Origin of the sequence: Komagataeibacter rhaeticus, assembly GCF_003207855.1 — a bacterium.
Lineage (GTDB): Bacteria > Pseudomonadota > Alphaproteobacteria > Acetobacterales > Acetobacteraceae > Komagataeibacter > Komagataeibacter rhaeticus.
The window spans coordinates 72,455-95,741 of record NZ_NKTZ01000002.1 but is presented as its reverse complement, the minus strand read 5'-3'; the positions used below and the strand labels follow the sequence as shown (position 1 = coordinate 95,741).

The 23,287-nt window shown below is 64.8% G+C and carries 19 protein-coding genes and 1 pseudogene; 14 read left to right on the top strand and 6 right to left on the bottom strand.

Annotation, left to right across the window (positions count from 1 at the left end):
* Window positions 1-14: 14 nt before the first annotated feature.
* Window positions 15-866 carry an NUDIX hydrolase gene (locus CFR78_RS02595; protein ID WP_034932964.1) on the bottom strand — a complete coding sequence of 284 codons (852 nt, stop codon included), beginning with the start codon at window positions 864-866 and terminating at the stop codon, window positions 15-17.
* 111 nt (window positions 867-977) lie between these two features.
* Between CFR78_RS02595 and CFR78_RS02590 the strand changes: the two genes are divergently transcribed.
* From CFR78_RS02590 to fusA, 4 genes are all read left to right on the top strand, one after another.
* Window positions 978-2,819 (top strand): ABCB family ABC transporter ATP-binding protein/permease, encoded by a 1,842-nt coding sequence (locus CFR78_RS02590; protein ID WP_034932961.1) that lies wholly within the window; start codon window positions 978-980, stop codon window positions 2,817-2,819.
* A 98-nt stretch (window positions 2,820-2,917) separates the two neighbouring features.
* Complete coding sequence (locus tag CFR78_RS02585; RefSeq protein ID WP_034932959.1) at window positions 2,918-3,184, top strand: hypothetical protein; 267 nt, start codon at window positions 2,918-2,920, stop codon at window positions 3,182-3,184.
* A gap of 182 nt (window positions 3,185-3,366) precedes the next feature.
* Window positions 3,367-3,666, top strand: coding sequence for a 50S ribosomal protein L28 (rpmB, locus tag CFR78_RS02580; RefSeq protein WP_007399798.1), 300 nt, complete (start codon window positions 3,367-3,369; stop codon window positions 3,664-3,666).
* A 206-nt stretch (window positions 3,667-3,872) separates the two neighbouring features.
* Entirely contained in the window at window positions 3,873-5,960 is a 2,088-nt protein-coding gene (gene fusA, locus CFR78_RS02575) for an elongation factor G (protein WP_007399799.1), read from the top strand.
* 196 nt (window positions 5,961-6,156) lie between these two features.
* Here fusA and CFR78_RS02570 read toward each other — a convergent pair whose 3' ends face one another.
* Together CFR78_RS02570 and CFR78_RS02565 are read right to left on the bottom strand one after the other, a co-directional pair.
* The gene (locus tag CFR78_RS02570) at window positions 6,157-7,032 is read right to left on the bottom strand and encodes an MBL fold metallo-hydrolase (protein WP_034932956.1); all 876 of its coding nucleotides are present in this window, start codon (window positions 7,030-7,032) and stop codon (window positions 6,157-6,159) included.
* Window positions 7,013-9,814 carry a phosphoenolpyruvate carboxylase gene (locus CFR78_RS02565; RefSeq protein WP_034932953.1) on the bottom strand — a complete coding sequence of 934 codons (2,802 nt, stop codon included), beginning with the start codon at window positions 9,812-9,814 and terminating at the stop codon, window positions 7,013-7,015. Before CFR78_RS02565 ends, CFR78_RS02570 begins: the two co-directional genes overlap by 20 nt.
* 151 nt (window positions 9,815-9,965) lie before the next feature.
* On the opposite strand from CFR78_RS02565, the gene CFR78_RS02560 reads away from it, so the two are divergent.
* From CFR78_RS02560 to CFR78_RS02520, 9 genes and pseudogenes are all read left to right on the top strand, one after another.
* Window positions 9,966-11,261, top strand: a complete 1,296-nt coding sequence (locus CFR78_RS02560) for a DUF445 domain-containing protein (protein ID WP_034933385.1) — start codon at window positions 9,966-9,968, stop codon at window positions 11,259-11,261.
* Window positions 11,262-11,383: 122 nt separating this feature from the next.
* A pseudogene (locus CFR78_RS02555) lies at window positions 11,384-11,846 on the top strand (SUF system Fe-S cluster assembly regulator).
* Window positions 11,847-11,866: 20 nt separating this feature from the next.
* Entirely contained in the window at window positions 11,867-13,357 is a 1,491-nt protein-coding gene (sufB, locus tag CFR78_RS02550) for a Fe-S cluster assembly protein SufB (protein ID WP_034932950.1), read from the top strand.
* Window positions 13,358-13,372: 15 nt separating this feature from the next.
* Complete coding sequence (sufC, locus tag CFR78_RS02545) at window positions 13,373-14,146, top strand: Fe-S cluster assembly ATPase SufC (protein ID WP_034932947.1); 774 nt, start codon at window positions 13,373-13,375, stop codon at window positions 14,144-14,146.
* Window positions 14,143-15,417: a Fe-S cluster assembly protein SufD gene (sufD, locus tag CFR78_RS02540; RefSeq protein ID WP_034932945.1), complete on the top strand. Its 1,275-nt coding sequence runs from the start codon at window positions 14,143-14,145 to the stop codon at window positions 15,415-15,417. Before sufC ends, sufD begins: the two co-directional genes overlap by 4 nt.
* Window positions 15,417-16,667 carry an aminotransferase class V-fold PLP-dependent enzyme gene (locus CFR78_RS02535; RefSeq protein WP_051672175.1) on the top strand — a complete coding sequence of 417 codons (1,251 nt, stop codon included), beginning with the start codon at window positions 15,417-15,419 and terminating at the stop codon, window positions 16,665-16,667. The genes sufD and CFR78_RS02535 overlap by 1 nt, the downstream gene beginning before the upstream one ends.
* 7 nt (window positions 16,668-16,674) lie before the next feature.
* The gene (sufU, locus tag CFR78_RS02530) at window positions 16,675-17,103 is read left to right on the top strand and encodes a Fe-S cluster assembly sulfur transfer protein SufU (protein ID WP_110580972.1); all 429 of its coding nucleotides are present in this window, start codon (window positions 16,675-16,677) and stop codon (window positions 17,101-17,103) included.
* A 7-nt stretch (window positions 17,104-17,110) separates the two neighbouring features.
* Window positions 17,111-17,572, top strand: coding sequence for an SUF system Fe-S cluster assembly protein (locus tag CFR78_RS02525; RefSeq protein WP_034932940.1), 462 nt, complete (start codon window positions 17,111-17,113; stop codon window positions 17,570-17,572).
* Between the two features lie 20 nt (window positions 17,573-17,592).
* Window positions 17,593-17,976, top strand: a complete 384-nt coding sequence (locus CFR78_RS02520) for a HesB/IscA family protein (protein ID WP_007399812.1) — start codon at window positions 17,593-17,595, stop codon at window positions 17,974-17,976.
* 119 nt (window positions 17,977-18,095) lie between these two features.
* Here CFR78_RS02520 and CFR78_RS02515 read toward each other — a convergent pair whose 3' ends face one another.
* The 3 genes from CFR78_RS02515 to CFR78_RS02505 form a co-directional block, all read right to left on the bottom strand.
* Window positions 18,096-19,364, bottom strand: a complete 1,269-nt coding sequence (locus tag CFR78_RS02515) for a class I SAM-dependent RNA methyltransferase (RefSeq protein ID WP_034932938.1) — start codon at window positions 19,362-19,364, stop codon at window positions 18,096-18,098.
* Between the two features lie 26 nt (window positions 19,365-19,390).
* Entirely contained in the window at window positions 19,391-20,974 is a 1,584-nt protein-coding gene (locus CFR78_RS02510) for a DEAD/DEAH box helicase (RefSeq protein WP_034932935.1), read from the bottom strand.
* A 210-nt stretch (window positions 20,975-21,184) separates the two neighbouring features.
* Window positions 21,185-21,637: a CopD family protein gene (locus tag CFR78_RS02505; RefSeq protein WP_007399816.1), complete on the bottom strand. Its 453-nt coding sequence runs from the start codon at window positions 21,635-21,637 to the stop codon at window positions 21,185-21,187.
* A 135-nt stretch (window positions 21,638-21,772) separates the two neighbouring features.
* Between CFR78_RS02505 and CFR78_RS02500 the strand changes: the two genes are divergently transcribed.
* Window positions 21,773-23,233 carry a bifunctional ADP-dependent NAD(P)H-hydrate dehydratase/NAD(P)H-hydrate epimerase gene (locus tag CFR78_RS02500; RefSeq protein WP_051672179.1) on the top strand — a complete coding sequence of 487 codons (1,461 nt, stop codon included), beginning with the start codon at window positions 21,773-21,775 and terminating at the stop codon, window positions 23,231-23,233.
* The last annotated feature ends 54 nt before the right edge of the window (window positions 23,234-23,287 follow it).

Here is a 23,287-nt window from a genome sequence, read left to right as displayed (position 1 = left end):
CGGCTTTGCTGGTTTCAGGAAGTGACCGGGGCGTGCCAGCCGGTCAGGCCCTGGCGCAGGCGTTGGCCTGCGGGGCTGTGTTCATCAATCATGCCCGTGCGCAGGAACAGATCAATCAGCACAAGGTTGACATTGAACTTGAACGCATCGGTATCGCGCACAAGAACATAGGCTTCATGCAGGGGGATGAGGCGGAATTCCTCCACTTCCCCATCCGCCGGGACGGGCACGAAATCAGGTGGCAGGTCCAGTTCGAAACAGTGCAGCACGTCGCGGCGCAGCCCTTCCGGCCGGTCCAGCGCGTAGCGGATGTCGGCCGTGGGGCGGGCGGTGCGCACCAGTTCGGGGGGCAGGCTGGCTTCCTCCGCCGCTTCCTTGACCAGTGCCTGGGCCGCCGTATGCCCGGCCGGGATGCCGCCTGCCACCAGATGGTCCAGCTTGCCCGGGTCCAGCCGCTTGGTCATGGACCGCCGGGCAATCCACAGGTGCAGCCCGTCCGCCCCGCGCACAAGGCCGTTCAGGTGCACTCCCGCCGCCATAAGCCCGAACAGTGGCAGCGCGCCCCGGTCGATGCGGGCCACGGGCGGGCGGGCCATGTCGGTCCAGACATCGAACGGTTCGTGGTGGGAGCGGTACACGCCCTCCCGCGCCATGGCTTCGCCTATCTGTTCCAGCCGCGCGGGATCGGGCAGGGTCACGCTGTTGCCCGCATGGGTCATGCCATGCTTCAGCAGGACCGGCAGCAGGGCGGGCTGAACCCAGCCGGCACTCTGGTCACCCAGCCGGAACTCCAGCCGCCCGCCGGGCAGCACCGCCGTGTTGCACGCGGCGATATGACGAAAAAAACCTTCGAGGCGCTCTGACATGTTCCATCCCTGTGCTTCGGGCCAAGGCTGGCATACCGGCTGGTCCCGGGGCTGACAATCCTAGACCGCCTGATGGATGGCGGGGAATATGGGTTGCAAGACCCGCGTCATATGCCCCATGCCGTGCATATGGCTGTTCCAGACAAGAACCGGCACGACAGGCCGGAACGTTCCGCCGCCGCCACCCTGCGCGGCCTGCTGCCCTATCTGTGGCCCCGGCATGACAGCCGTACCCGCCTGCGCGTGGTGGGGGTATGCCTGCTGCTGGTGGCGGCCAAGGTCGCCACCATTGGCGTGCCCTATGCCTACAGTCGCGTAATCGACGCGCTGCAGCCGGCGGCGGGCCGGGCGGTCATGATGCCGCTTGTGCTGATCGTGGCCTATGGCCTGCTGCGCATGGCGGCGGCGGGGCTGGGGGAACTGCGTGACGCCCTGTTCGCCCCGCTGCGCTACCGCATAAGCCGGATTGCGGCCATGCGCAGCTTTACCCACATGCACCAGCTTTCCCTGCGATTCCACCTGAACCGGCAGTCCGGCAGTGTTACGCGGGCGATCGCGCGCGGGACGGAGGCCATCGAGACCCTGCTGCGCGTGGGGGTGTTCAACGTGGCCCCCACCCTGATCGAGGCGCTGATGGTCATTGTCGTCATCTGGCGGCTGTTTGACTGGCGCTATGCCGTGGTGATGCTGCTGGCGGTGGCGGTGTACGTGCTGTTCACCATCCAGTTCACGTCATGGCGGATCGGGCTGCGGCGCCAGATGAACGAGATCAACAGCGAAGCCAGTTGGAAGGCGCTGGACAGCCTGCTCAATTACGAGACGGTCAAGTATTTCGGCAATGAAGACCATGAGCGCAGGCGTTACGAGGACGCCCAGCACCGCTACGAACATGCCGCCATCCGCACCCAGATCTCGCTCAACGGGCTGAATTTCGGGCAGGCCGCGATCATCGCCGTGGCCCTGATCGCCGTCATGCTCATGGCCGGGCGGGATGTGGAGGCAGGACGGATGACCGTGGGGCATTTCGTGCTGGTCAATACGTATCTGATGCAGCTGTACATGCCGCTCAATTTCCTGGGCAGCGTCTATACCTCGCTGCGCAACTCGCTGGTGGATCTCGAGCACATGTTCGCGCTCATGGACGAACAGGCCGATATTACCGACGCGCCGGGTGCCGTCAGCATCCCCGCGCGGCTGGACCAGGCGCCCGCCGCCGACATCCGCTTCGAGAACGTGCATTTCAGCTACCGTCCTGACCGTGAGATCCTGCGCGGGGTCAGCTTCCATGTCCCCGCGGGCCACCGGGTGGCCATTGTCGGCCCCACGGGGGCGGGCAAGTCCACCATCAGCCGGCTGCTGTTCCGCTTCTATGACGTGACATCGGGGCGCATCATGCTGGACGGGCACGACATCCGCACCCTGTCGCAGGCGGCGCTGCGCGGGGCCGTGGGCGTGGTGCCGCAGGACACCATCCTGTTCAACGACACGATTGGCTACAACATCGCCTACGGGCGGCTGGGGGCCAGCCAGGCGGAGATCGAACAGGCGGCGCGGCTGGCCTGCATCCATGATTTCATCATGAGCCTGCCCGAAGGCTACGCCACCCGTGTGGGTGAGCGCGGGCTCAAGCTGTCGGGCGGGGAAAAGCAGCGCGTGGCGATTGCGCGCACCATCCTCAAGAACCCGCGCGTGCTGGTGCTGGACGAGGCCACGAGCGCGCTCGACACCCGCACCGAGCAGGAAATCCAGTCCGCCCTGCATACGGTGGCGGCCAACCGCACCACGCTGATCATCGCCCACCGCCTGTCCACCATCGTGGACGTGGATGAAATCCTTGTGATGGGGCAGGGGCGCATTGTCGAGCGCGGCACCCACCGCGCCCTGCTGGCCCGTGGCGGCGTGTATGCCGAGATGTGGGCCGTGCAGGCGGAGGAGGAAGCCGCCGCCACCTGACCCGCCTGCGCGCTTGTGACAGGTTTCATGTGCCCGCCGCACTGGTCAGCGGCGCCATGGCGGTACATATCAGAGGGAACGCGAAAAGGAGCCGTGACATGACGGATACCAACACCCCGCCCCCCGGCGGCGAGGCCATCCCCCCCGAACTGAGCCACTGTGGCGCGGTGGTGGACAAGGCCATCGAATACATGCTGGGCGAGAACCTGCCGCCCATGGCCATAGCCTCCGCCCTGCTGGGTGGCTCGCTTGGGCTGCTGTCGCGCACCATGGGGCGCGAGGCCATGCAGGGCATGCTGGAAAACGCGCTGCACAGCGTGCAGGCGGGTGAACTCCACCCCGACCATGACCACGCGGCCGGCTGAACCACGGGGCGGCAGGGGAGGGGGAAATCAGGGTCATTTCCCGCCCCTGCGCCACAAAATATGCCGAATCATGCTTATGCATCTTGACTGTTGGCGGTGGTTTGGCGATAAGCCGCGCCTAATCCAGATGATCCTTGCCGGGCATTTATGCCTCGGCCACAGTTATACCCGAGGATGATAGAATGTCTCGCCGCTGCCAGATCACAGGCAAGGGCGTGCTGACCGGCAACAACGTCAGCCACGCCAACAACAAGTCCCGCCGCCGTTTCCTGCCCAACCTGCAGGAAACCTCGCTGCTGTCCGATATCCTGGGCGCCGCGGTTCCCATGCGCATGACCACCAACGGCATCCGCACGGTCGAGCATAATGGCGGGCTGGATTCGTTCCTGCTGTCCACCCCGAACCGCAAGCTGACGCCCGAAGCCCTGACGGTGAAGCGCCGTATCCTGCGCGTTCAGGAAAAGAAGGCCGCTGTCGCCTGACATGCCGCGTGGTCCCCGCCACCCGCAAGGGCGGCGGGCGGCCCGGTGCTGTCAAAGCCCGACTGAAGTCTGGCGCATTGTTCCGCTGTGCCGGTCTGCGTCGTCCAGGTTGAAAGAGACTGAGGGCGGGAGCAGCTTACGGTTCCGGCAGGCGCGAAAGGGAGCGGTTCCCCTTCGCGCCCGTGTTGTCTTGTGGAGGTTCTCCCGTGTCCACCAAGTCTGATCTTTCCCTGATTCGCAATATCGGTATCACCGCGCACATCGATGCCGGCAAGACCACCACCACCGAGCGTATCCTGTATTACACCGGCGTGTCCCACAAGATCGGTGAGGTGCACGAGGGCAACACCACCACCGATTACATGGCGCAGGAACGTGAGCGTGGCATCACCATCACGTCCGCCGCCGTGACGTGTGAGTGGGAAGGCCACCGCATCAACATCATCGACACCCCGGGCCACATCGACTTCAACATCGAAGTCAACCGCTCGCTGCGCGTGCTTGATGGCGCGATCTTCATCATCGAAGGCGTTGCCGGCGTGCAGCCCCAGTCCGAGACCAACTGGCGTCTGGCTGACCGCTACAACGTGCCGCGCATCATCTTCATCAACAAGCTGGACCGTACCGGCGCCAACTTCTACTACGCGTTCGACACGCTGAAGGAGAAGCTGGATATCGTGGCGATCCCGCTGCAGCTGCCCATCGGCGCGGAAGAGAACTTCGTCGGTGTGGTCGACCTGGTCGAGATGCGCGCGATCATCTGGGAAGGTGGCGAGCTGGGTGCCAAGTTCCACTACGAGGAAATTCCCGCCGACCTGAAGGAAAAGGCCGCCGAAGCGCGCCAGAACCTGCTGGACACCGCCCTGTCCGTTGATGACGCGGCGATGGAAGAATACTTCGAGAAGGGCGACGTGGACGTTGCAACGCTCAAGCGCTGCATCAAGAAGGGCACCATCGCCGGTGACTTCCGCCCGGTCCTGTGCGGCACCGCGTTCAAGAACAAGGGCGTGCAGCCCCTGCTTGATGCCGTGATCGACTTCCTGCCCGCGCCGGACGACGTGGAAGGCATCCGCATCGCCCCGCCGGAAGACGAGGAAGTGGACGAGAACAAGCTGCCGATCATCCCGGTTGACCCGGATGGCAAGTTTGCGGGCCTCGCCTTCAAGATCATCAACGACAAATACGGCACGCTGACCTTCGTGCGCGTGTATCGTGGCGTGCTGCGCACCGGTGACACCGTGCTGAACACCACGAAGGGCCACAAGGAGCGTATCGGCCGCATCTTCCAGATGCACGCTGACAAGCGTGAGGAACTCAAGGAAGTCCACGCCGGTGACATCGCGGCCTTCGTTGGCCTGAAGGACACCCAGACGGGTGACACGCTGGCCGACCCGGCTGACCCGGTGGTGCTGGAGCGCATGACCTTCCCGATCCCCGTCATCGACATCTCGGTCGAGCCGAAGACGAAGGACGGCGTGGAAAAGATGACGCTGGCGCTGCAGAAGCTGTCCGGTGAAGATCCGTCCCTGCGCCTGAAGACCGATCAGGAAACCGGCCAGACCATCCTGTCCGGCATGGGCGAGCTGCATCTCGACATCATCATCGACCGCCTGCGCCGCGAATATGGCGTGGATGCGAATATCGGTGCGCCGCAGGTGGCCTATCGTGAGACGATCACCCAGGCACATACCGAGACCTACACCCACAAGAAGCAGTCCGGTGGGTCGGGCCAGTTCGCGGAAGTGAAGATCGAGTTCGCGCCGGTCGAGCGGAACGAAGGCATCACCTTCGAGAACAAGGTCGTGGGCGGCACCGTGCCGAAGGAATACATCCCGGCCGTGGACAAGGGCATCCAGGCCCAGGCTTCCACCGGCGTGCTGGCTGGCTTCCCCACGGTGGACTTCAAGTTCACGCTGCTGGACGGCAAGTACCATGATGTCGACTCCTCGGCGCTGGCGTTCGAAATCGCGGCCAAGGCCTGCTTCCGTGAAGGCATGAAGAAGGCCGGTCCGGTCATCCTCGAGCCGATCATGGACGTGGAAGTGACCACGCCCAACGATCACGTGGGTGACGTGGTGGGTGACCTCAACCGCCGTCGTGGCATGATCCAGAGCCAGGAAACGGCCGGGTCCACCGTCATGGTCCGTGCGATGGTGCCGCTGAAGGAAATGTTCGGCTACATTTCGCACCTGCGTTCCATGACCAAGGGCCGTGCATCCTTCACGATGCAGTTCCACCACTACGACCCGGTGCCCCGCAATGTTGCGGAAGAGATCATGGCGCAGTCCGCCTGATCTGTCCCCAACGGGAACACCTGAAAAAAGACCGGCCCCTGCAAGGGGGCCGGTTTTTTTATGCTGCCGGCAGGACGGCCCGCGCAGCGTTTTGATGAAAAGGGAATAAAAGTTTTTGGTGAGGCTTTTTCCAGAAAGCTTCGAGAAACGCTGCTTTTCTGAAAAGTGGGGGCACCCAAAACCTTTTTTTGGCGGTTCAGGGAATGGTTTTCATCCACAGGTCTCCCTGCCGCGTGACCTTTGCGTCCTCCACCAGTTTTTCCAGATGGGCCTGCAGGTTGAGCAGGGCCGCCCGGCGCAGGCCGGGGCGCAGGTTGTGGTACATGCCGTCCACGATTTCATCGAGCGTGCGCGGACTGGCGGGCATCAGGGCAAGGATGCTTTCCTCACGCGCCTGACGGTGGGCCACAAGACCGTCGATGCATTCTTCCACCCGCGTTATGGCTGGCCCGTGGGCGGGCAGCAGCAGGCGGGCATGGCGCTCGCGCAGCAGGGCCATGCTATGCAGGAACTGCCGGACCGAGCCGTACGGGGCCGGCGGGATCATGGTGGTGGACCAGCCCATCACATGGTCGCCGGTCAGGATGATGCCATCGGGCGTTTCAAGGCAGATATGGTCACTGGCATGGCCGGGCGTGTACAGCACGCGCAGGCCGGCAATCCTGTCGCCATCACGCAGGCCGATATCCGGCGTGAATTCCGGCTCGGCGCTGGCATGAAAACCACAGACCGGAACACCCAGCCGCGCCCCCAGCGGGCGGGCGCCATCAAGATGGTCATGATGGGTGTGGGTCAGGATGATGTGGGTAACGGGCTGGCTGCCGGCGGCGGCTGCCAGCGCATCCAGATGGGCGGGGTCATTGCTGCCGGGATCGATCACCACGCAGCCACCGGGGTGTTCGACCAGCCAGCTATTGGTGCCATTGCCGGTCATGGGGCCAGGATTGTTCGCCACCACCCGCCTTATGGTGTCGGACTGGGGCAGGGGCACGTCATGGGGCGGCGGCGGTTCGCTGACCTTCCACCCGTTGCGGGCCGCCTTTGCCGCCGGTTCAGCCAAAGGCACCGACATGGTGCATGACCCCCGTGCTGATCTCGCGCACCATCTGGAACAGGCGCTGCATGGGTTCGAATATCTCGGTATATTCGCGGCGATAGGTGCCTTCCTGCCTTGGTCCGTGCGGTTCGTGGAAATCAAGGTCGAAGCCGCTATCCGCGCGGTAGGGGAAGATCTGTTCAAGCTCGCCCAGCACGCCCGGCACTTCCAGGCACAGCACCTTCAGTGTCAGCATATCGCGTGAGAAGGCATGGCGGGGGGAGAAATAGGGCACCTTGGTGGAATGCAGCCAGATCTGTTCGATCAGCGCGATGCGGATGGCATGCAGCAGCAGTTCATCGGGCTGCATGCGTGGCGCGTCGGGCCAGGCCCGGCGCAGGGCCAGGTGGTCGGACTGGATGCGGCGGAACATGGCCTGCGTGCTGGCCCAGAAATCCAGGTTTTCCAGCCCGTGCATAAGGGTCAGGCACGCTTCCTGCCGTGCAGGGTCGCTTTGCGTGGTGGCGCGTTCCAGCCACAGGTCGGGGTCCAGCAGGCGGATCACGCCGCGCAGCACCCCATGGTCGGAATGGGCCAGGGCATGCGCCGCAAAATCCATGGCACGGCGGAAACGCGGGCTTTCGGCCAGGTATTTCTCGAATGTTTCGGGGTGGCGGGCCGCCGCCGTGCCCAGCCCCTGCAACGTGTTGGCGCACCATGCCAGCTGCTGCAGGATGGCATTGTTGGGAATGGCGCGCAGCTGGCTGGGGTGCTTTATGCGCGTAACGGTAGACGAGGCATCGCTCTGCCGGGCGGAAGGACGCGAGCCGGTCTTGTCGATCAGCGAAGGACCGAACGCACCCAGTAGCGCAGCATAGCCCGGGTCTTCCACCAGGCCGGTCATGCCATTGGCGATGGTGGAGAAGAAATCGGCCGAGAAATCCGGTTCGTCATATACCGGGTCACGGTCCAGCGGTGTGGCGGCGAAGGCATGTTCGGCAATGATGCTGACCGTGGCGTCCGCAAGGGGCTGGGTACCGAACAGGAGATAGCCGTCCCCGCCCTGGAACGCGGTTTCCTCACGCATCTGGATTCCGGCGCGGGCGTAGCGGGCGCGGGCATGGGGCGGGGAGAGGTAGTCAAAGCGGTCCGCCAGCCGCCACGGATGGGCGCCACGGCCAATGCTCTCGCCATGCGTGTCGAACAGGATCACCTCGACAAAGGCAAGATCCCACTTGCGCAGCAGGTCGCATACCTTGATGCGCAGCCGTTCGATCAGGTAGGTCGCGGCCAGCTGCCCGACATAGCGCCCGGAGTCGGAAAAGCCGAACTGCAGGCTGAGCTTGCGCGTGCGCTGCAGGTAGGCGCGCCAGTGGGGGGAGCGCAGGGCTTCCTCGATGATCTGCTCGCCATTTTCTAGCGCCTCCTGTGTCTCGAACAGGGGCGAGATCTCGATCATCTCCTCCACCCCGTACAGCCGCGCCAGCCACAGCGCGGTCAGCAGGGTGTAGCCGGTCTCGGTCTCGGCAATCAGGAAGCGGATGGGGCTGGTGCGGTCGATATGGCGCAGGATCTGGCGCACGGTCATCATAAGCCGCCCGGCGCTGGCCTGTTCCATCAGCAGCGAGCCGAAGTCGATCTCGACCGGGGTGACGTTTTCCAGTGCCTCGTTCATCCGGCTGATCAGCGCGCGGCGCTGGGCGGGGATGTCCGGGCTGTCGGTAATGCCCAGCCGCTGGCGGGCGATGTTGTGCAGCTGCGTGGCATTCAGGCGGGTATGCGTGTGGGCGGCCGACAGCCCGTGCGCCATGAAACCCGCGCGCGCCACGGCGAGGGTCATTTTATCCTCGGGGGAGGCGGCGTCGATCGCCTCGCTGAAGGTGGCGGCCAGGTCGTTGCTGCTGGTCAGGGCTTCCGTGCTGCGGTTGATCAGCACATCGGCAAAGCGGGAGATGGCTTCCGGTTCCGGCCCGGTGGGGCAGGCGGTGATCTGGGCGCCAACCGCGTCCAGCGCGGCGCTGACGCGCGTCAGCAGGTCGTTGGCGACAGGGGTATCCTTAATCTGGTCGTGCAGGCGGCCAAGCTGGAGCTGCTTCATGCGCAGGCGCAGGCGCAGCGTGTCCCACCAGCCGATATCGGTGCGGCCATCGGTATCGTACCCGACCCAGCTGGTCATGATGATGGGGCGCGGCACCAGCGTGGACCAGAGCTGGGGCCAGTGGGTCCGGGCCTCGGACAAAAGAATGGCGTTCAGCCGGTCCAGCGCCGTGCGCCCGCGCATGATGGCCTGGGTGGCCAGGGTGAACTCCTCATCCAGCGTGGGCGGCCCCACGCGGCGATGGGTGAGGAAGGAGGGAACATGGGCGGGCGGCGCGGCGGGATTGGTGGAGGCGAGTTCGGCCAGCGCTTCGTACACCGGGTTGGCCAGCGCGAAGGTGGGATGGGCGGTGAACACGGCGGCGAAGCGGCTGCGTTCGATGGCGGCGCGGAAGCGCGCGATGGGCACGGGGCTGTCATCGGGGTCGGGCTGGACGATGCGCCGGGCCACGGCGTGCATGCGCGCGGTCACCGCCTGCTCGTCAGGGCCGTCAAGATAGGTGGCGATGTGGTGCGCGCGGCCGGCAAAGGCCCGGTCGCGCAGCAGGCGCACGATTTCCTCCACCTGGTCCATGGGCAGGGTGCCCGCCGCCATCTGCCGCCCGATATGGCGGGCCAGCGCCATGACGGGACTGCCGGATGCGGTCTCGTCATGGCTGGCCACCAGCCGGCTGGCCTGTTGCAGAAGGGCGGACACATTCCGGGCAGCGGCTTCGGTCATCGTGTTGTCCTGTCATGGAAGGTCGTCATGTTTTTTCAAATCCCATGTTCGGGGGCCGCCCGCAATGTGTTCCCACATATTTCACACCTATTTGGCATGACGCACCGAGTGTTGCTTGGGCTGGCGCGGAGACAATGGTATCAGGGACTTCATGAACGGTATTCCACAGACGGACCAGGACGCGCGGCGCGTACTGCTGCGCTACAAGCGGTCCGCAACGGGGCTGCTCGCGGCCATGGCGGGCCTTACGGTTGCAGGCTACGCCCTGCCCCAGATGGGGTGGCTGGCGGACCGGCCGTGGCTTGAGATCCTGCGTTCGGGCACCAAGGCGGGGGTTGTGGGGGGACTGGCCGACTGGTTTGCCGTGACCGCGCTGTTCCGCAGGCCGATGGGCCTGCCGATTCCGCACACCGCCATCCTGCCCGCGCAGAAAGAGCGCCTGGCGCAGGCCCTGGGGCGCTTTGTCTCCAACAACGTATTTACCGAAAAGGAGGTCGAGGCCGCCTTCAGCCGCATCGACCTGCCTTCGCTTATCGGGAACATTCTGCAGGAACCGGAAACGGCGGATATGGTCAACCGCGCCGTGCTGGGTTCCGTGCCGCATGTGCTGGACCGGCTGGAGGACGGGCGGGCCAGTTCCGCCATTGCCGGCATGCTGCCCACCCTGCTGGGCGGGGAGGAGATCGCCCCCATCGTGACCCGCAGCCTGCGCGCGATGGTGGAGGGCGACTGCCATCAGGAAGTGCTGTCCTTCCTGCTTTCCCGCCTGAAGGAAGGCATCAAGGCCAAGGAGCCGGCCCTGCGCGCCATGATCGAGGACCGGGTGCGCGAACAGGGCGGGCGCGTGCTGGGGTGGGCCATTGGCGGTTCGATCGCCACCAAGGTGCTGCTGGCCGCGGGGCAGGAACTGGACCGCATCGACCCGCAGAATTCAGAACTGCGTGAGGGCTTCACCACCTGGGTCCGTTCCGAGATCGACCGGATCGAGCAGGACCCCGTGCGCCGGGGCGAGATTACCGATGCCGTGAAGGGCGTGCTGACCCATGACAGCGTGCGCGGCTGGAGCAGCGATGTCTGGCATCGCCTGCGCCGCCTGATCGAGGAGGATACCCGCAGGGGCGAGGCCAGCTGGGTTGCCACCCTGGTGCGCGACGCGCTGCAGCGCCTGTCGGAGCAGATGTATCACGACCCCACCATGCGCAGGCGGGTGGAAGATGGCGCGCGCGGCATGGTGATGGGCAGCCTGCCCTTCCTGCGCGACCGGATGTCGCGGTTTATTTACTCGGTGGTCAACGGATGGGACGCGGCCAGCCTGAGCGACCGGCTGGAGCTGCGCGTGGGCAAGGATCTGCAGTATATCCGGCTGAATGGCACGCTGGTGGGCTTTCTGGCCGGATGTGGGCTTTCCATGTTATTGCAGCTGATATTCGGAACCGGGATCGGGTAGGACTATTTTGTGTGGCACGATTGGACTTGACGGCGCGCTGCTGGTAGCCCATCTGAAACTTCAGGAAACAGTACTGTTTCGGTCCAATTAGAAATGCCGGGCCGGATGTACGGGAGAGCGTAATGCTGAAACTGTCGAAACTGACCGATTATGCCGTCGTGGCGCTGGTCCGGCTGGGGCAGAAGGAAGAAGGTCACGACCTCGCCTGTCCTGTCGCGTTCGACGGGAATTCCCGAGCCGACCGTGGCAAAGGTGCTCAAGATACTGGCCACCCAGGGAATCGTGACCTCCCAGCGCGGCGCGCGCGGCGGCTACCGGCTGGCCCACCCGCTGGAGGAAATATCGATCGCCGCCGTGATCGAGGCGATTGACGGCCCGATTTCGCTCACCACCTGCGTGGACGGGGGCGACTGTGATGCCCGTTCCACCTGCGGGCTGGGTGGGGAGTGGGATCTGGTCAACACCGCCATCCGCAATGCCCTGTCGGTCATCATGCTGTCCGACATGAAGAATCATACCGTCGGTGACCGGCTGGGGGGGCTGCGTGTCCCGTCCGCGCCCGGTGGCCCCGTGGCCACGGCCTGAATTCAGGGGAGGAGAGACACATGCCGGCAGTAGCCGAGACCCGCAAGACGGTCGAAACCCTGGGCCAGAACACCTATAAATGGGGGTTCGAGACCGATATCGAGATGGATATCGCCCCCAAGGGCCTGAATGAAGAGACGATTCGCCTGATTTCGGCGCGTAAGAACGAGCCGGAATGGATGCTGGAATGGCGGCTCAAGGCCTATCGTTCATGGCTGGAAATGCGCGAGCCGACATGGGCGAAGGTCAGTTACCCGCCCATCGACTATCAGGATGTGCATTACTACGCGGCACCGCGTAAGAAGCCCGGCCCCAAATCGCTGGATGAAGTCGACCCCGAACTGCTGCGCACCTACGAAAAGCTGGGTATCCCGCTGCACGAACAGGCCATGCTGGCCGGTGTGGAAGTGCCCGAGGGCCAGGAAGCCCGGCCGCCGGTCGCGGTGGATGCGGTGTTCGACAGTGTTTCCGTCGCCACCACCTTCCGCAAGACATTGCAGGAAGCCGGCGTGATCTTCTGCCCCATTTCCGAAGCGGTGCAGGAACATCCCGAACTGGTGCGCAAATACCTGGGCAGCGTGGTGCCGGTTACCGACAACTTCTACGCCGCGCTGAATGCCGCCGTGTTTACCGACGGTTCCTTCGTGTTTGTGCCCAAAGGCGTGCGCTGCCCGATGGAACTGTCCACCTATTTCCGCATCAATGCGCGCAATACCGGGCAGTTCGAACGCACGCTGATCGTGGTGGAGGACGGGGCGTCCGTTTCCTACCTTGAAGGCTGCACGGCACCGATGCGCGACGAGAACCAGCTGCATGCCGCCGTGGTGGAACTGGTGGCGATGGAAGATGCGTCGATCAAGTATTCCACCGTGCAGAACTGGTACCCCGGTGACGAGAACGGCCGCGGCGGCATCTATAATTTCGTGACCAAGCGCGGGGCGTGCCGGGGCGCACGATCCAAGATTTCATGGACGCAGGTGGAAACCGGCTCCGCCATTACGTGGAAATACCCGTCCTGCATCCTGCAGGGCGAGGGGGCGGTTGGGGAGTTCTACTCCGTTGCCGTGACCAACAACCACCAGCAGGCCGATACCGGTACCAAGATGATCCATATCGGGCGCAACACGCGCTCGACCATCATCGCCAAGACCATCAGCGCGGGCCAGTCCGACAGCACGTATCGTGGCCTGGTGCGGATGATGCCCAGGGCATCGGGCGCGCGCAACTTCACCCAGTGTGACAGCCTGCTGATCGGGGATCGCTGCGGGGCGCATACCGTGCCCTATATCGAAAGCCGCAACATGTCCGCGCGTGTGGAGCATGAGGCGACGACCTCCAAGATATCGGAAGACCAGCTGTTCTACTGCCGCCAGCGCGGCCTGTCCGAAGAAGACGCGGTGGGGCTGATCGTGAACGGATTCTGCAAGGACGTTCTCAAGGAACTGCCGATGGAATTCGCGGTGGAAGCCCAGAAGCTTCTGCAGATCAGCCTAGAAGGCAGCGTGGGCTAACAGGGATTGAAAAACGTGAGCAAGCAATTCGTAAGCATCAACGGCCTGTGCGCCCGCATCTCGGACGAGGGGACGCCCAAGGAAATCCTGCGCGGCGTTGACCTGGAAATTCCGGCAGGCGAGGTCCATGCCATCATGGGGCCGAACGGCTCGGGCAAGTCCACCCTGTCCTACGTGCTGGCCGGGCGGGAGGATTATGAGGTGACCGGCGGGTCCGCCACCTTCAAGGGGCAGGACCTGCTGGCTCTGGAACCCGAAGAGCGCGCGGCCCTTGGCCTGTTCCTTGCGTTTCAGGCCCCGGTTGAACTGCCGGGCGTGAACAACGCCAATTTCCTGCGCACCGCCGTCAATGCCGTGCGCCGCGCGCGCGGGATGGATGAACTGGACGCCGTGGCCTTCCTGAAAGCCGTGCGCAAGGAGACCAAGCACCTGTCCATGTCGGACGAGATGCTCAAGCGCAATGTGAATGTCGGCTTCTCGGGGGGTGAGAAGAAGCGCAACGAAGTGCTGCAGATGCGCATGCTCCAGCCGTCCTTCGCCATTCTGGACGAGACGGATAGCGGGCTGGACATCGATGCCCTGCGCATCGTGGCCGAAGGGGTCAATTCCCTGCGCTCACCTGATTTCTCGGCCCTGGTCATCACCCATCACCAGCGCCTGCTGGACTATATCGTGCCCGACCGTATCCATGTCATGGCGAAGGGCCGCATCATCCACAGCGGTGGCCCGGAACTGGCCAGGCAGCTTGAAGCGCAGGGCTATGCCCAGTTCCTGTCGGAGGCGGCGTGAACGCCATTGCACCGGTCGGGGTCAATGCGTCCGCCTTTCTCGACCGGGGTGATGTAAAGAGCAGTGCGGCACGGCGCCGCGCCGCTGATTTCCTGCGGCAGGCGGGCCTGCCTCGGGCGGGTGTGGAGGCATGGAAATATACCAGCCTGCGCGCGCTGGCCGGTGTGGCGTTTGCCGCGGCAACACAGGATGTTGACCCGTCCGCGGTCGATGCCCTGCTGGCGGAAATCGAGACCGTATCCGGCCTGGGTGCGGCGGCGCCGCGTGTGGTGTTCGTCAACGGCCATTTCGATGCCGCGCGTTCGCGCCTGCCCACGGGGGTAAGGGTTTCCACCTTTGCCGCCGAAGGCCGCATTGGCGATGATATCGACCCCGCGGGCGATGTCACGACCGCGCTCAACACCGTACTGGCCCATGACGGGCTGGTGCTGGTCGTACCCGAAGGGGTGGATGCGGGCTGCCTGCTGCTGGCCAGCATCGGGGTGGCGGCGGACGGGGCCCCCATATCCTTCCACCCCCGCCACAGCATTGTGGTGGAGAAGGGCGGCAGGCTTGCCCTGCTTGACGCGGCGGCGGGGCAGGGCTTCTACCTTCATAATCCGCTGTACGACATTACGGTGGCCGGGGGCGGCCACCTGTCGCATGCGCGCGTTCAGGTGGAAGGGCAGGAAGCCGTCCATCTTGCGGTCAGCCACGCCCGCATCGCGGCGGCGGGGCTGTATGACAGCTTTACCCTTACGCTGGGGGCCAGCCTGTCGCGGCATGAAGTGCATGCGGCGCTGACGGCCGCCCGGGCCTGCGTGCATGTGAATGGCGCGCAGTTGCTGACCGGCCGGCAGCATGGCGACCTGACCAGTGTCATCACCCATGCCGCCCCGGACTGCATCTCCCGCCAGACGGTGAAGAATGTCCTGTCCGGGCAGGCGCACGGGGTGTTCCAGGGCAAGATCCACGTTGACCGGATTGCCCAGAAGACCGACGGCTACCAGATGAACCAGGCGCTGCTGCTGTCCGATCAGGCCGAAATCGACGCCAAGCCGGAGCTGGAAATCTACGCCGATGACGTGAAATGCAGCCATGGCGCCACGGTAGGCGCCCTGGATGAGGACCAGCTGTTCTACCTGCGCAGCCGGGGTATTTCGGGCGACGTGGCCCGTTCCATCCTGATCCGCGCCTTCCTGCATGACGTGGTGGACCTGATTGATGACCAGCGGCTCAAGGACAGCCTCAACCTGACGGTCGAGTCCTGGTGGAAGCGGGAGATCGTGTGATGGACCAGATACTGACCCGCCCCGGCAGGGCGGCGGACAGCCTGCGCCATGTGCGTGATGACTTTCCCATCCTGTCGGAAAAGGTGCATGGCAAGGATCTCGTCTTTCTTGACAGTGCCGCCTCCGCCCAGAAGCCCCGGCAGGTGATCGACTGCATGGCCGAGACCATGCGCACCCAGTACGCCAACATCCACCGTGGCCTGTACTGGATGAGCGAACGCACGACCGAAGCCTATGAAGGCGTGCGGGACCAGGTGGCAAAATTCCTCGGGGCCAATGCGCGTGAGGAAATCGTTTTCACCCGCAACAGTACCGAGGCCATCAATCTGGTCGCCCATTCCTACGGCTCCATGCTCCGGCCGGGACAGGCGGTGGTGGTTTCGGAAATGGAGCACCATGCCAACCTGGTGCCGTGGCAGATGCTGCGTGACCGCACCGGCATTGAACTGCGCGTAACACCCGTTACCGATGACGGCGCGCTGGACATGGACGCGCTGGCCCGCACCCTGTCCGATGGCAGGGTGGGACTGGTGGCCATCACCCATATGTCTAACGTGCTGGGCACGATCACCGATGCCCGCGCCATTGCCGACATGGCGCATGCGGCGGGGGCGAAGGTCCTGTTTGATGGCAGCCAGCTTGCCGTGCACCGTCGGGTGGACGTGAGCGCGCTGGATGCCGATTTCTATGTCGTGACCGGTCACAAGCTGTATGGACCGACCGGGATTGGCGTGCTGTGGGCGCGGCGCGAACTGCTGGAGGCCATGCCGCCGTTCCTGGGCGGGGGGGACATGATTTCCACCGTGTCGTTCGAGCGGTCCACCTGGGCGCATGTGCCGCATAAATTCGAGGCGGGCACCCCCGCCATCATCGAGACCATCGGGCTGGGTGCCGCCCTTGCCTATATCGAATCCATCGGCTTCGATGCGATCGGCGCGCATGAGGACGCCCTGACCGCCTATGCGCTGGAAATGCTGGGCCAGGTGCAGGGACTGAAGGTGATCGGTACCGCGCCGCAGCGCGGCGGGGTGATTTCATTCACCATGGCCGATGTCCACCCGCATGATATCGCAACCCTGCTGGACCGTAACGGCATTGCGGTGCGCGCGGGCCATCACTGTGCGGAACCGCTCATGCGCCGGATGGGGGTGAGTGCTACCGCGCGTGCCAGCTTTGGCATCTATACCACGCCCGAGGAAATCGCCACGCTGGCCGCCACGCTGGAACAGATACGCGGCTTTTTTGTCTGATGATGTGATGGCACAGGATGATCTGTACCGCTCCGTGGTACTGGAGCGGGCAAAAAGCCCCCGCCATGCGGGCGACCTGCCTGATGCGCCGCTGCATGGTCAGGGCGGCAACCCGCTTTGTGGTGACCGGGTAAAACTGCACGCCATGGTTGATACGCAGGGGCGGATTGCTACATTAAGACATGAAACGAGAGGATGTGCGATCTGCGCCGCATCAGCCGACCTGATGGCCGAACGGGTGACGGGGCAGGGGCGTGCACAGGTCAGCCGGTTGCAGGCGGAACTTGTCGCAGCGGTTGAAACGGGCATTGCCCCGGAGGGGCTGGGGGAGCTGTCGGTTTTCGCGCCCCTCCACCAGCATCGCTCGCGCATCCGCTGCGCCATGCTGCCCTGGTCGGCGCTGACCGAGATGCTCAATGATGAAAAAGACAGGTGAAGGTCTCATGGACGAGAAAAATCAGGTAGCGCCTGCCAGTGGCATGGCGGAGGGAGCCGGGCATTTCTCCCTTGAGGCCGAAGGGGACGTGGCTGGCAAAACGCCGCCCGTATCCGCCTGGACCCCCGATGGTGAAAAACCGGCCGAAGGCGCAGGCTCATCCACTTCCCCGGATGAGGACACGATCATCGCCGCCATCGCCACCGTGTATGACCCGGAAATTCCGGTCAACATCTATGAACTTGGCCTGATTTACGCCATCGACCTGCATGATGATGGTACCGTCAAGGTCGAGATGACCCTTACGGCCCCCAATTGCCCCAGCGCGCAGGAACTGCCCGCGCAGGTCAAGGAAGCCGTGGAAAAGCTTGATACGGTCACGTCCGCCACGGTCGAGATCGTGTGGGAGCCGCCATGGGATATGTCGCGCATGAGCGAGGATGCGCGCCTTTCCCTGAATATGTTCTGAACCCAGCAGGGGCATGTGCCATGACGACCGAACCGAACACGCCAGTTGCCACCAGATCCGCGCCGCGTCGTGCGCTGCCCCCGCTTCTGACCATGACGGACCGGGCGGCCCAGCGGCTGGAAAAGCTGTACCAGACCAATCATGCGGGCCACCTGCTGCGCATTGCCATTTCCACCAAGGGCTGTTCCGGCCATGCCTATGACATGAGCTTTGTGGAGCAGCCCGGCCCGGGGGATGAAGTGGTGGTGGACAAGGGTGTGACCCTGCTGGTGGACCGCAAGGCCACGCTGTTCCTGATCGGCTCGGTCATGGATTATGAAGTCAGGCAGCTTGAATCCGGCTTTACCTTCAGCAATCCCAACGAAAAGGGGCGCTGCGGCTGCGGGGAAAGCTTCCACGTTTAATGGAAAAATGGATGGAAGTTTTTGGTGAAGCTTTTTTCAAAAAGCTTTAGAGAATACCGCCTTTTTAAAAAAAAGCGGCACCCGGAAACTTCTATCAATAAGTTATGGTGGTTCGGCCCTTAACGCCGGGGCCGGGCAGCGGGAAGTGTGAGCACACACACGGCTTCAACCTCGGCTGACCACAGGAACTGGTCAATCACCGTCAGGCTGTCCAGCCGGTAGCCTGCCTGCCGCAGGGGTGTCAGGTCACGCTGGAGTGCGGCCGGGTTGCAGCTTACATAAATCACACAGCGCGGCCTGCCCGTCACAATCTGGGCCACCTGCGCACCAGCCCCCGCATGGGGCGGGTCCAGCACCACGGCGGCACTCTTGGCCAGTTCGGTGGCCATGACCGGCTGGCGGTTCAGGTCGCGCAGGGCGGGTAGCACGCGGGTGCCGCCGCTGGCCTGTTTCAGGCAGGCAAAGGCCGGGCGGTCACCTTCATAGGCATGGACCTTTGCCTGCATCGCCAGCGCGAAGGACAGCGTGCCACAGCCCGCATACAGTTCGATAATCCCGGCCTTCAGCCCCTTGCGCGGTAGGCCGGCCAGAACGGCCTGCCTGATGGCCTCTTCCCCCTCCCGCGCGGGCTGGAGGAAGGCGCCGGGCGGCGGGACCACGCGCGTTCCATCAAAATGATGGAAGACCGGTCCCGTCAGGGCCAGCGTCTCGGGCGGTCGGGCACGCAGGGAAATGCGGGCGATCCCGTGCGCCCGGCTGAATTCGGCCAGGATGCGCCGGTCATTGGTATCGGGCGTGCCATCCATTGCAATCAGCAGGTCAGGGCCGCTGTCAAGCAGGTTGATCTGTATGTCACCCCCCGCATGCACGGCGGGCAGGGAATGCAGCATGGTGCGCAGCGGCGGCAGCAGGGCCAGCAGTGTCGGGTCCAGCAGGGTGCAGGCCGTCATGTCCACCACATCGCCCCGGCGGCGATGCAGGCCCAGCACGATTTCACGCCCCGCGCGGCGGAAGGCCAGATCGACCCGCCGCCTGCCATGGGGGCTGACCTGCCGGGTCTGTGGCGTGGGAACGGAGTCAAACCCCGCATGGCGCAGTGCTTCGACCACCCGCCCGGCTTTCCAGTCCATGATGGCGGGCAGCGCCATGTGCTGCAGGCGGCAACCGCCACAGCTACCAAACAGGGGGCAGGGCGGTGCTACACGCGCGGGGCCGGGGGAGACGACACGCTCCAGCGTGCCGTGGGTTGCTGTCTGGCTGGCCAGCAGGATTTCATCTCCTGGCACGGTGCCGGGCACGAACAGCATGCCCGCCGGGGTCCGGGCCAGACCATCCCCATCATTGCCAAGCGCCACCACGGGGATGGCGCTGGCTGTTACGTTTTCCATAACCGTGATCGCTTGCGGGATACGGCTTATTCGTCTGCCGCGATAACGGGCTTTTCCCGCCGGGGCAGGCGCATGAAGGCAGGCATGTCCTCCCCGAATCCGGTAATCGGCTGGTCGGGTGCCGCGGGCAGCAGTCCGGCCTCACGTTCACGCCGCAGGGGCGTACTGGTGGCGGGGGCGGGGGCGGCTGTGGCTGCTGCCTGCCTGCGGCCCCTGCGGGGCGGCTCGTCCGCCACAGCGGCTGGCGTGGTGGGAGCGGGAGCTGCCGGTGTGGCTGCTGCCGTGTCCGCGTTGTTCTTGCGCGATTTGCGGCGGCCATTCGTGCTGCGCGGCTCGTCAGACCATTGCAGATTGTCCACGCCCTTGACCTCGATTCTCGGGATGGGTTTGCCCGTCAGTTTCTCGATCGCCTGGGCCAGTGCTTCCTCATCGGGGGTGGCAAGGCTGTAGGCGTGGCCGGTGCGGCCCGCACGGCCGGTGCGGCCGATTCGGTGAACGTAGTCCTCGGCATGGAACGGCAGGTCGAAATTGAACACATGCGACAGGCCGCCGATATCAATCCCGCGTGCCGCGATATCGGAACAGACCAGGATTTTCAGCTCCCCGCTCTTGAACGCCTCAAGGGTGGAGAACCGCACGGACTGCGCCAGGTCACCATGCAGCGCACCAGCGGAAAACCCGTGCTTGATCAGGGATTTGCACAGAACGTCCACATCGCGCTTGCGGTTGCAGAACACGATGGCGTTCTGCATGTCCGCTTCGCGCAGGAGCTTGCGCAGCGCGCGGCGCTTGTCCTTGGCATCGACAATGGCAAGCCCGGTCTCGATGGTGGAGGCGACGGAGGAGGGACGGCTGACCGTGATCTCCTTGGGGTTGCGCAGGAATGCATCGGCCAGGCGGCGGATTTCGGGTGCCATGGTGGCGGAGAAGAACAGCGTCTGGCGCAGCGGTGAGAGCATGCTCACGATCTTCTCGATGTCGGGGATGAAGCCCATGTCAAGCATGCGGTCGGCTTCGTCGATCACCAGCAGCTTCGTCTGGGTCAGCAGCAGGCCCCCGCGTTCGAACAGGTCGATCAGGCGGCCGGGCGTGGCGATCAGCACGTCCACGCCACGGTTGAGCACTTCCTTCTGCTCGGCCATGCTCTCGCCACCGATCAGCAGCGCATGGGTCAGCTTGAGGTGCTTGCCGTAATTGACGAAATTCTCCGCCACCTGCAACGCCAGTTCGCGCGTGGGTTCCAGTATGAGCGAACGCGGCATGCGCGCCCGCGCGCGTGAACCCTGCAGGATTTCAAGCATCGGCAGGGTGAAGGACGCGGTCTTGCCCGTGCCGGTCTGGGCAACCCCCAGCACGTCGCGGCCCATCAGCACATAGGGAATGGCCTGTGCCTGGATGGGGGTGGGATGACGGTATCCCATCTCATCAATCGCGCGCTGGATGGGCTCGGACAGGCCAAGTTCGGAAAACAGGGGCTGGGCCTGTTCGGGTTCCGCGTCTGCGGCAGGCGCGTCAGGCGTTACGGCCCCGTCCGTGCTGGTGGCAGGGGATGCGGTCACCGCCTTTTTCGCGGGACGGGCCGGGGCGGAGGAAGTTTTTTTGGCGCTCAAATTACTCTCGAACGTATCAGCAGATGAATATGGCCCCGTCCGATTGCCACCGTGTCGCGCTGTATCAGGCTGCCGTCCCTGATGTACCTGCAGCAATGCAGGGAAGGGGAGTGTGACACGCGGGGACAGGCCCCTCAGGCGCCACATTCCCTGTGCCTATCCATCTTTGCAACGGAAATCAAGGGGGCGTGAGGATACGCCCCCGCAATTTCAGAACGGATGCGCCAGGCAGGCGGTGATGATGGTCAGCACGCCCAGTCCGGCATTGAGCATGACCAGCGAGCGGATCGAGTCGAACACGCCCGGCCTGGGACGCAGCGCGCGGCGGGCCGTCTGGTAGGGGCCGAAATAGATGCGCGCGAACACGCCAGCCATGATCAGGCCGAAAAGCTGCATGAGGTTGATCGGCCATGGCACGACCGCGAAGCCGCCATCATGATAGATCAGCAGCCATCCCGTCACCAGGACCATGGGCATGGTATGCCAGACGATGCGGAAAAAGCGGTTCAGCGTCTGCAGGTGGACCGAGGCGCGCTGCGTCGGGTCCAGCAGCCCCAGGCTGGGCCTGAGCACGAAGGCCGCGTAGATCATGCCGCCAACCCATGTCGCCATGGCGGTAATATGAAGGGCGAGCACAAGGCTCCAGACTATGGACAGGGACATGAAGCCTCCTTGCGGGGGTAGGGTTAAGGAAAACGGTCATAGTGCCACAGGCAAGATGCAGGGTGCTTGTTTCCCCATTCCTGCATCATGTGCAAGGGCACTGACATGGCCGGAGTTGCCATAAAGGGGGCGGACATGCCTGACAATCAACCTTCCGGTGCCATCGCGCGCCACCTGTTGCTGCCCGCGCCGGCTGAAATGGCGCGGATTGACGCTGCGGCCAGCGTGCATGTGCCGGTGGCCACATTAATGGAAAGCGCGGGCCGCGCCGTTGCGCGCGCCATACGCCAGCATACCCGTCCGTGCCGGGTGCTGGTGCTGTGCGGGCCGGGCAATAATGGTGGCGATGGCTACGTTGCGGCACGCAGGCTGGCGGAGCACGGCTGGCCGGTCTCGGTCGCCATGCCGGCAGCCCCCCGTCCGGGCGGGGACGCGGCGGCGGCAGCGGCAGCGTGGCGCGGCCCCGTCGTGCCGTTCACGGCGGAGAGTGCCGCGCGTTTCGACCTGGTGGTCGATGCGGTGTTCGGCGCGGGGCTGAGCCGGGACGTGGGGGCGGACATCGCGGCAGTGCTGGGTGCGGCTCCCCGGCTTGTCGCCATCGACATGCCAACCGGCGTTGACGGGGCGACGGGGGCCGTGCGCGGCCACGCGGTGGCGGCCGGACTGACGGTCACGTTCTGCCGCCGCAAGCCCGGCCACCTGCTGCTGCCGGGGCGTACGCTGTGCGGGCGGGTGATCGTGGCGGATATCGGCATACCGGAAGCCGCGGTGGCCACCGTGCCGATTCGGACCTGGCACAACGAACCCGGCCTGTGGCGGCCGCCCGCCTGTGGGGTGGACAGCTATAAATACAGCCGGGGTGTCGTCAGCATCTGCGGGGGGGCGGAAATGCCCGGCGCCGCCCGCCTGTCCGCCGCAGGCGCCCGGGCCGCGGGTGCCGGGCTTGTCCGGCTGGCGGTGGGGGAGAGCGCCGGGATCTACCGCATGACCGCGCCTGCCGGGCTGATCGTGGATTCCGGCCCGCTGGCACAGTTGCTGGAGGATTCGCGCCGCCGCACATGGGTGTGTGGTCCCGGCCTGTCGGTGGCGGAAGTGGCGGCCACCTTTCCGGCACTGGTCCGGGCGAGGCGGGATGTCATTGCCGATGCGGGGGCCTTCAGCATGGCCGCCGGGGCGCCGCAGCGGCTGGAGGGGGCGGCCATCATCACGCCGCATATAGGCGAGTTCTCGCGCGTGTTCGGCCGGCCGGGGCCGGACCGGCTCACCGCCGCCCGCAATGCCGCCGCCCGCACCGGGGCGGTGACCGTGCTGAAGGGGCCGGACACCATCATCGCCAGTCCCGATGGCCGTATCGCCATAAACGACCATGCCACCCCCATGCTGGGCACGGCGGGGTCGGGTGATACGCTGACGGGAATCATCGCCGCGCTGCTGGCCGCCGGCATGCCCCGGTGGGAGGCGGCATGTGCCGGGGTCTGGCTGCATGGTGACGCGGCGCTGCATGCGGGGGCATGGCCGGTAGCCGAGGACTTTGACCGCCATGTGGGGGCCGCGCGGGCGCGGGCGGAGGCCCTGGCGCAAAAAGTTTTGGGCTGAAAACACCTTTTCCTGCGTGTCGGGACCTTGCCCCATGGCGAATGGTGCGCTAAA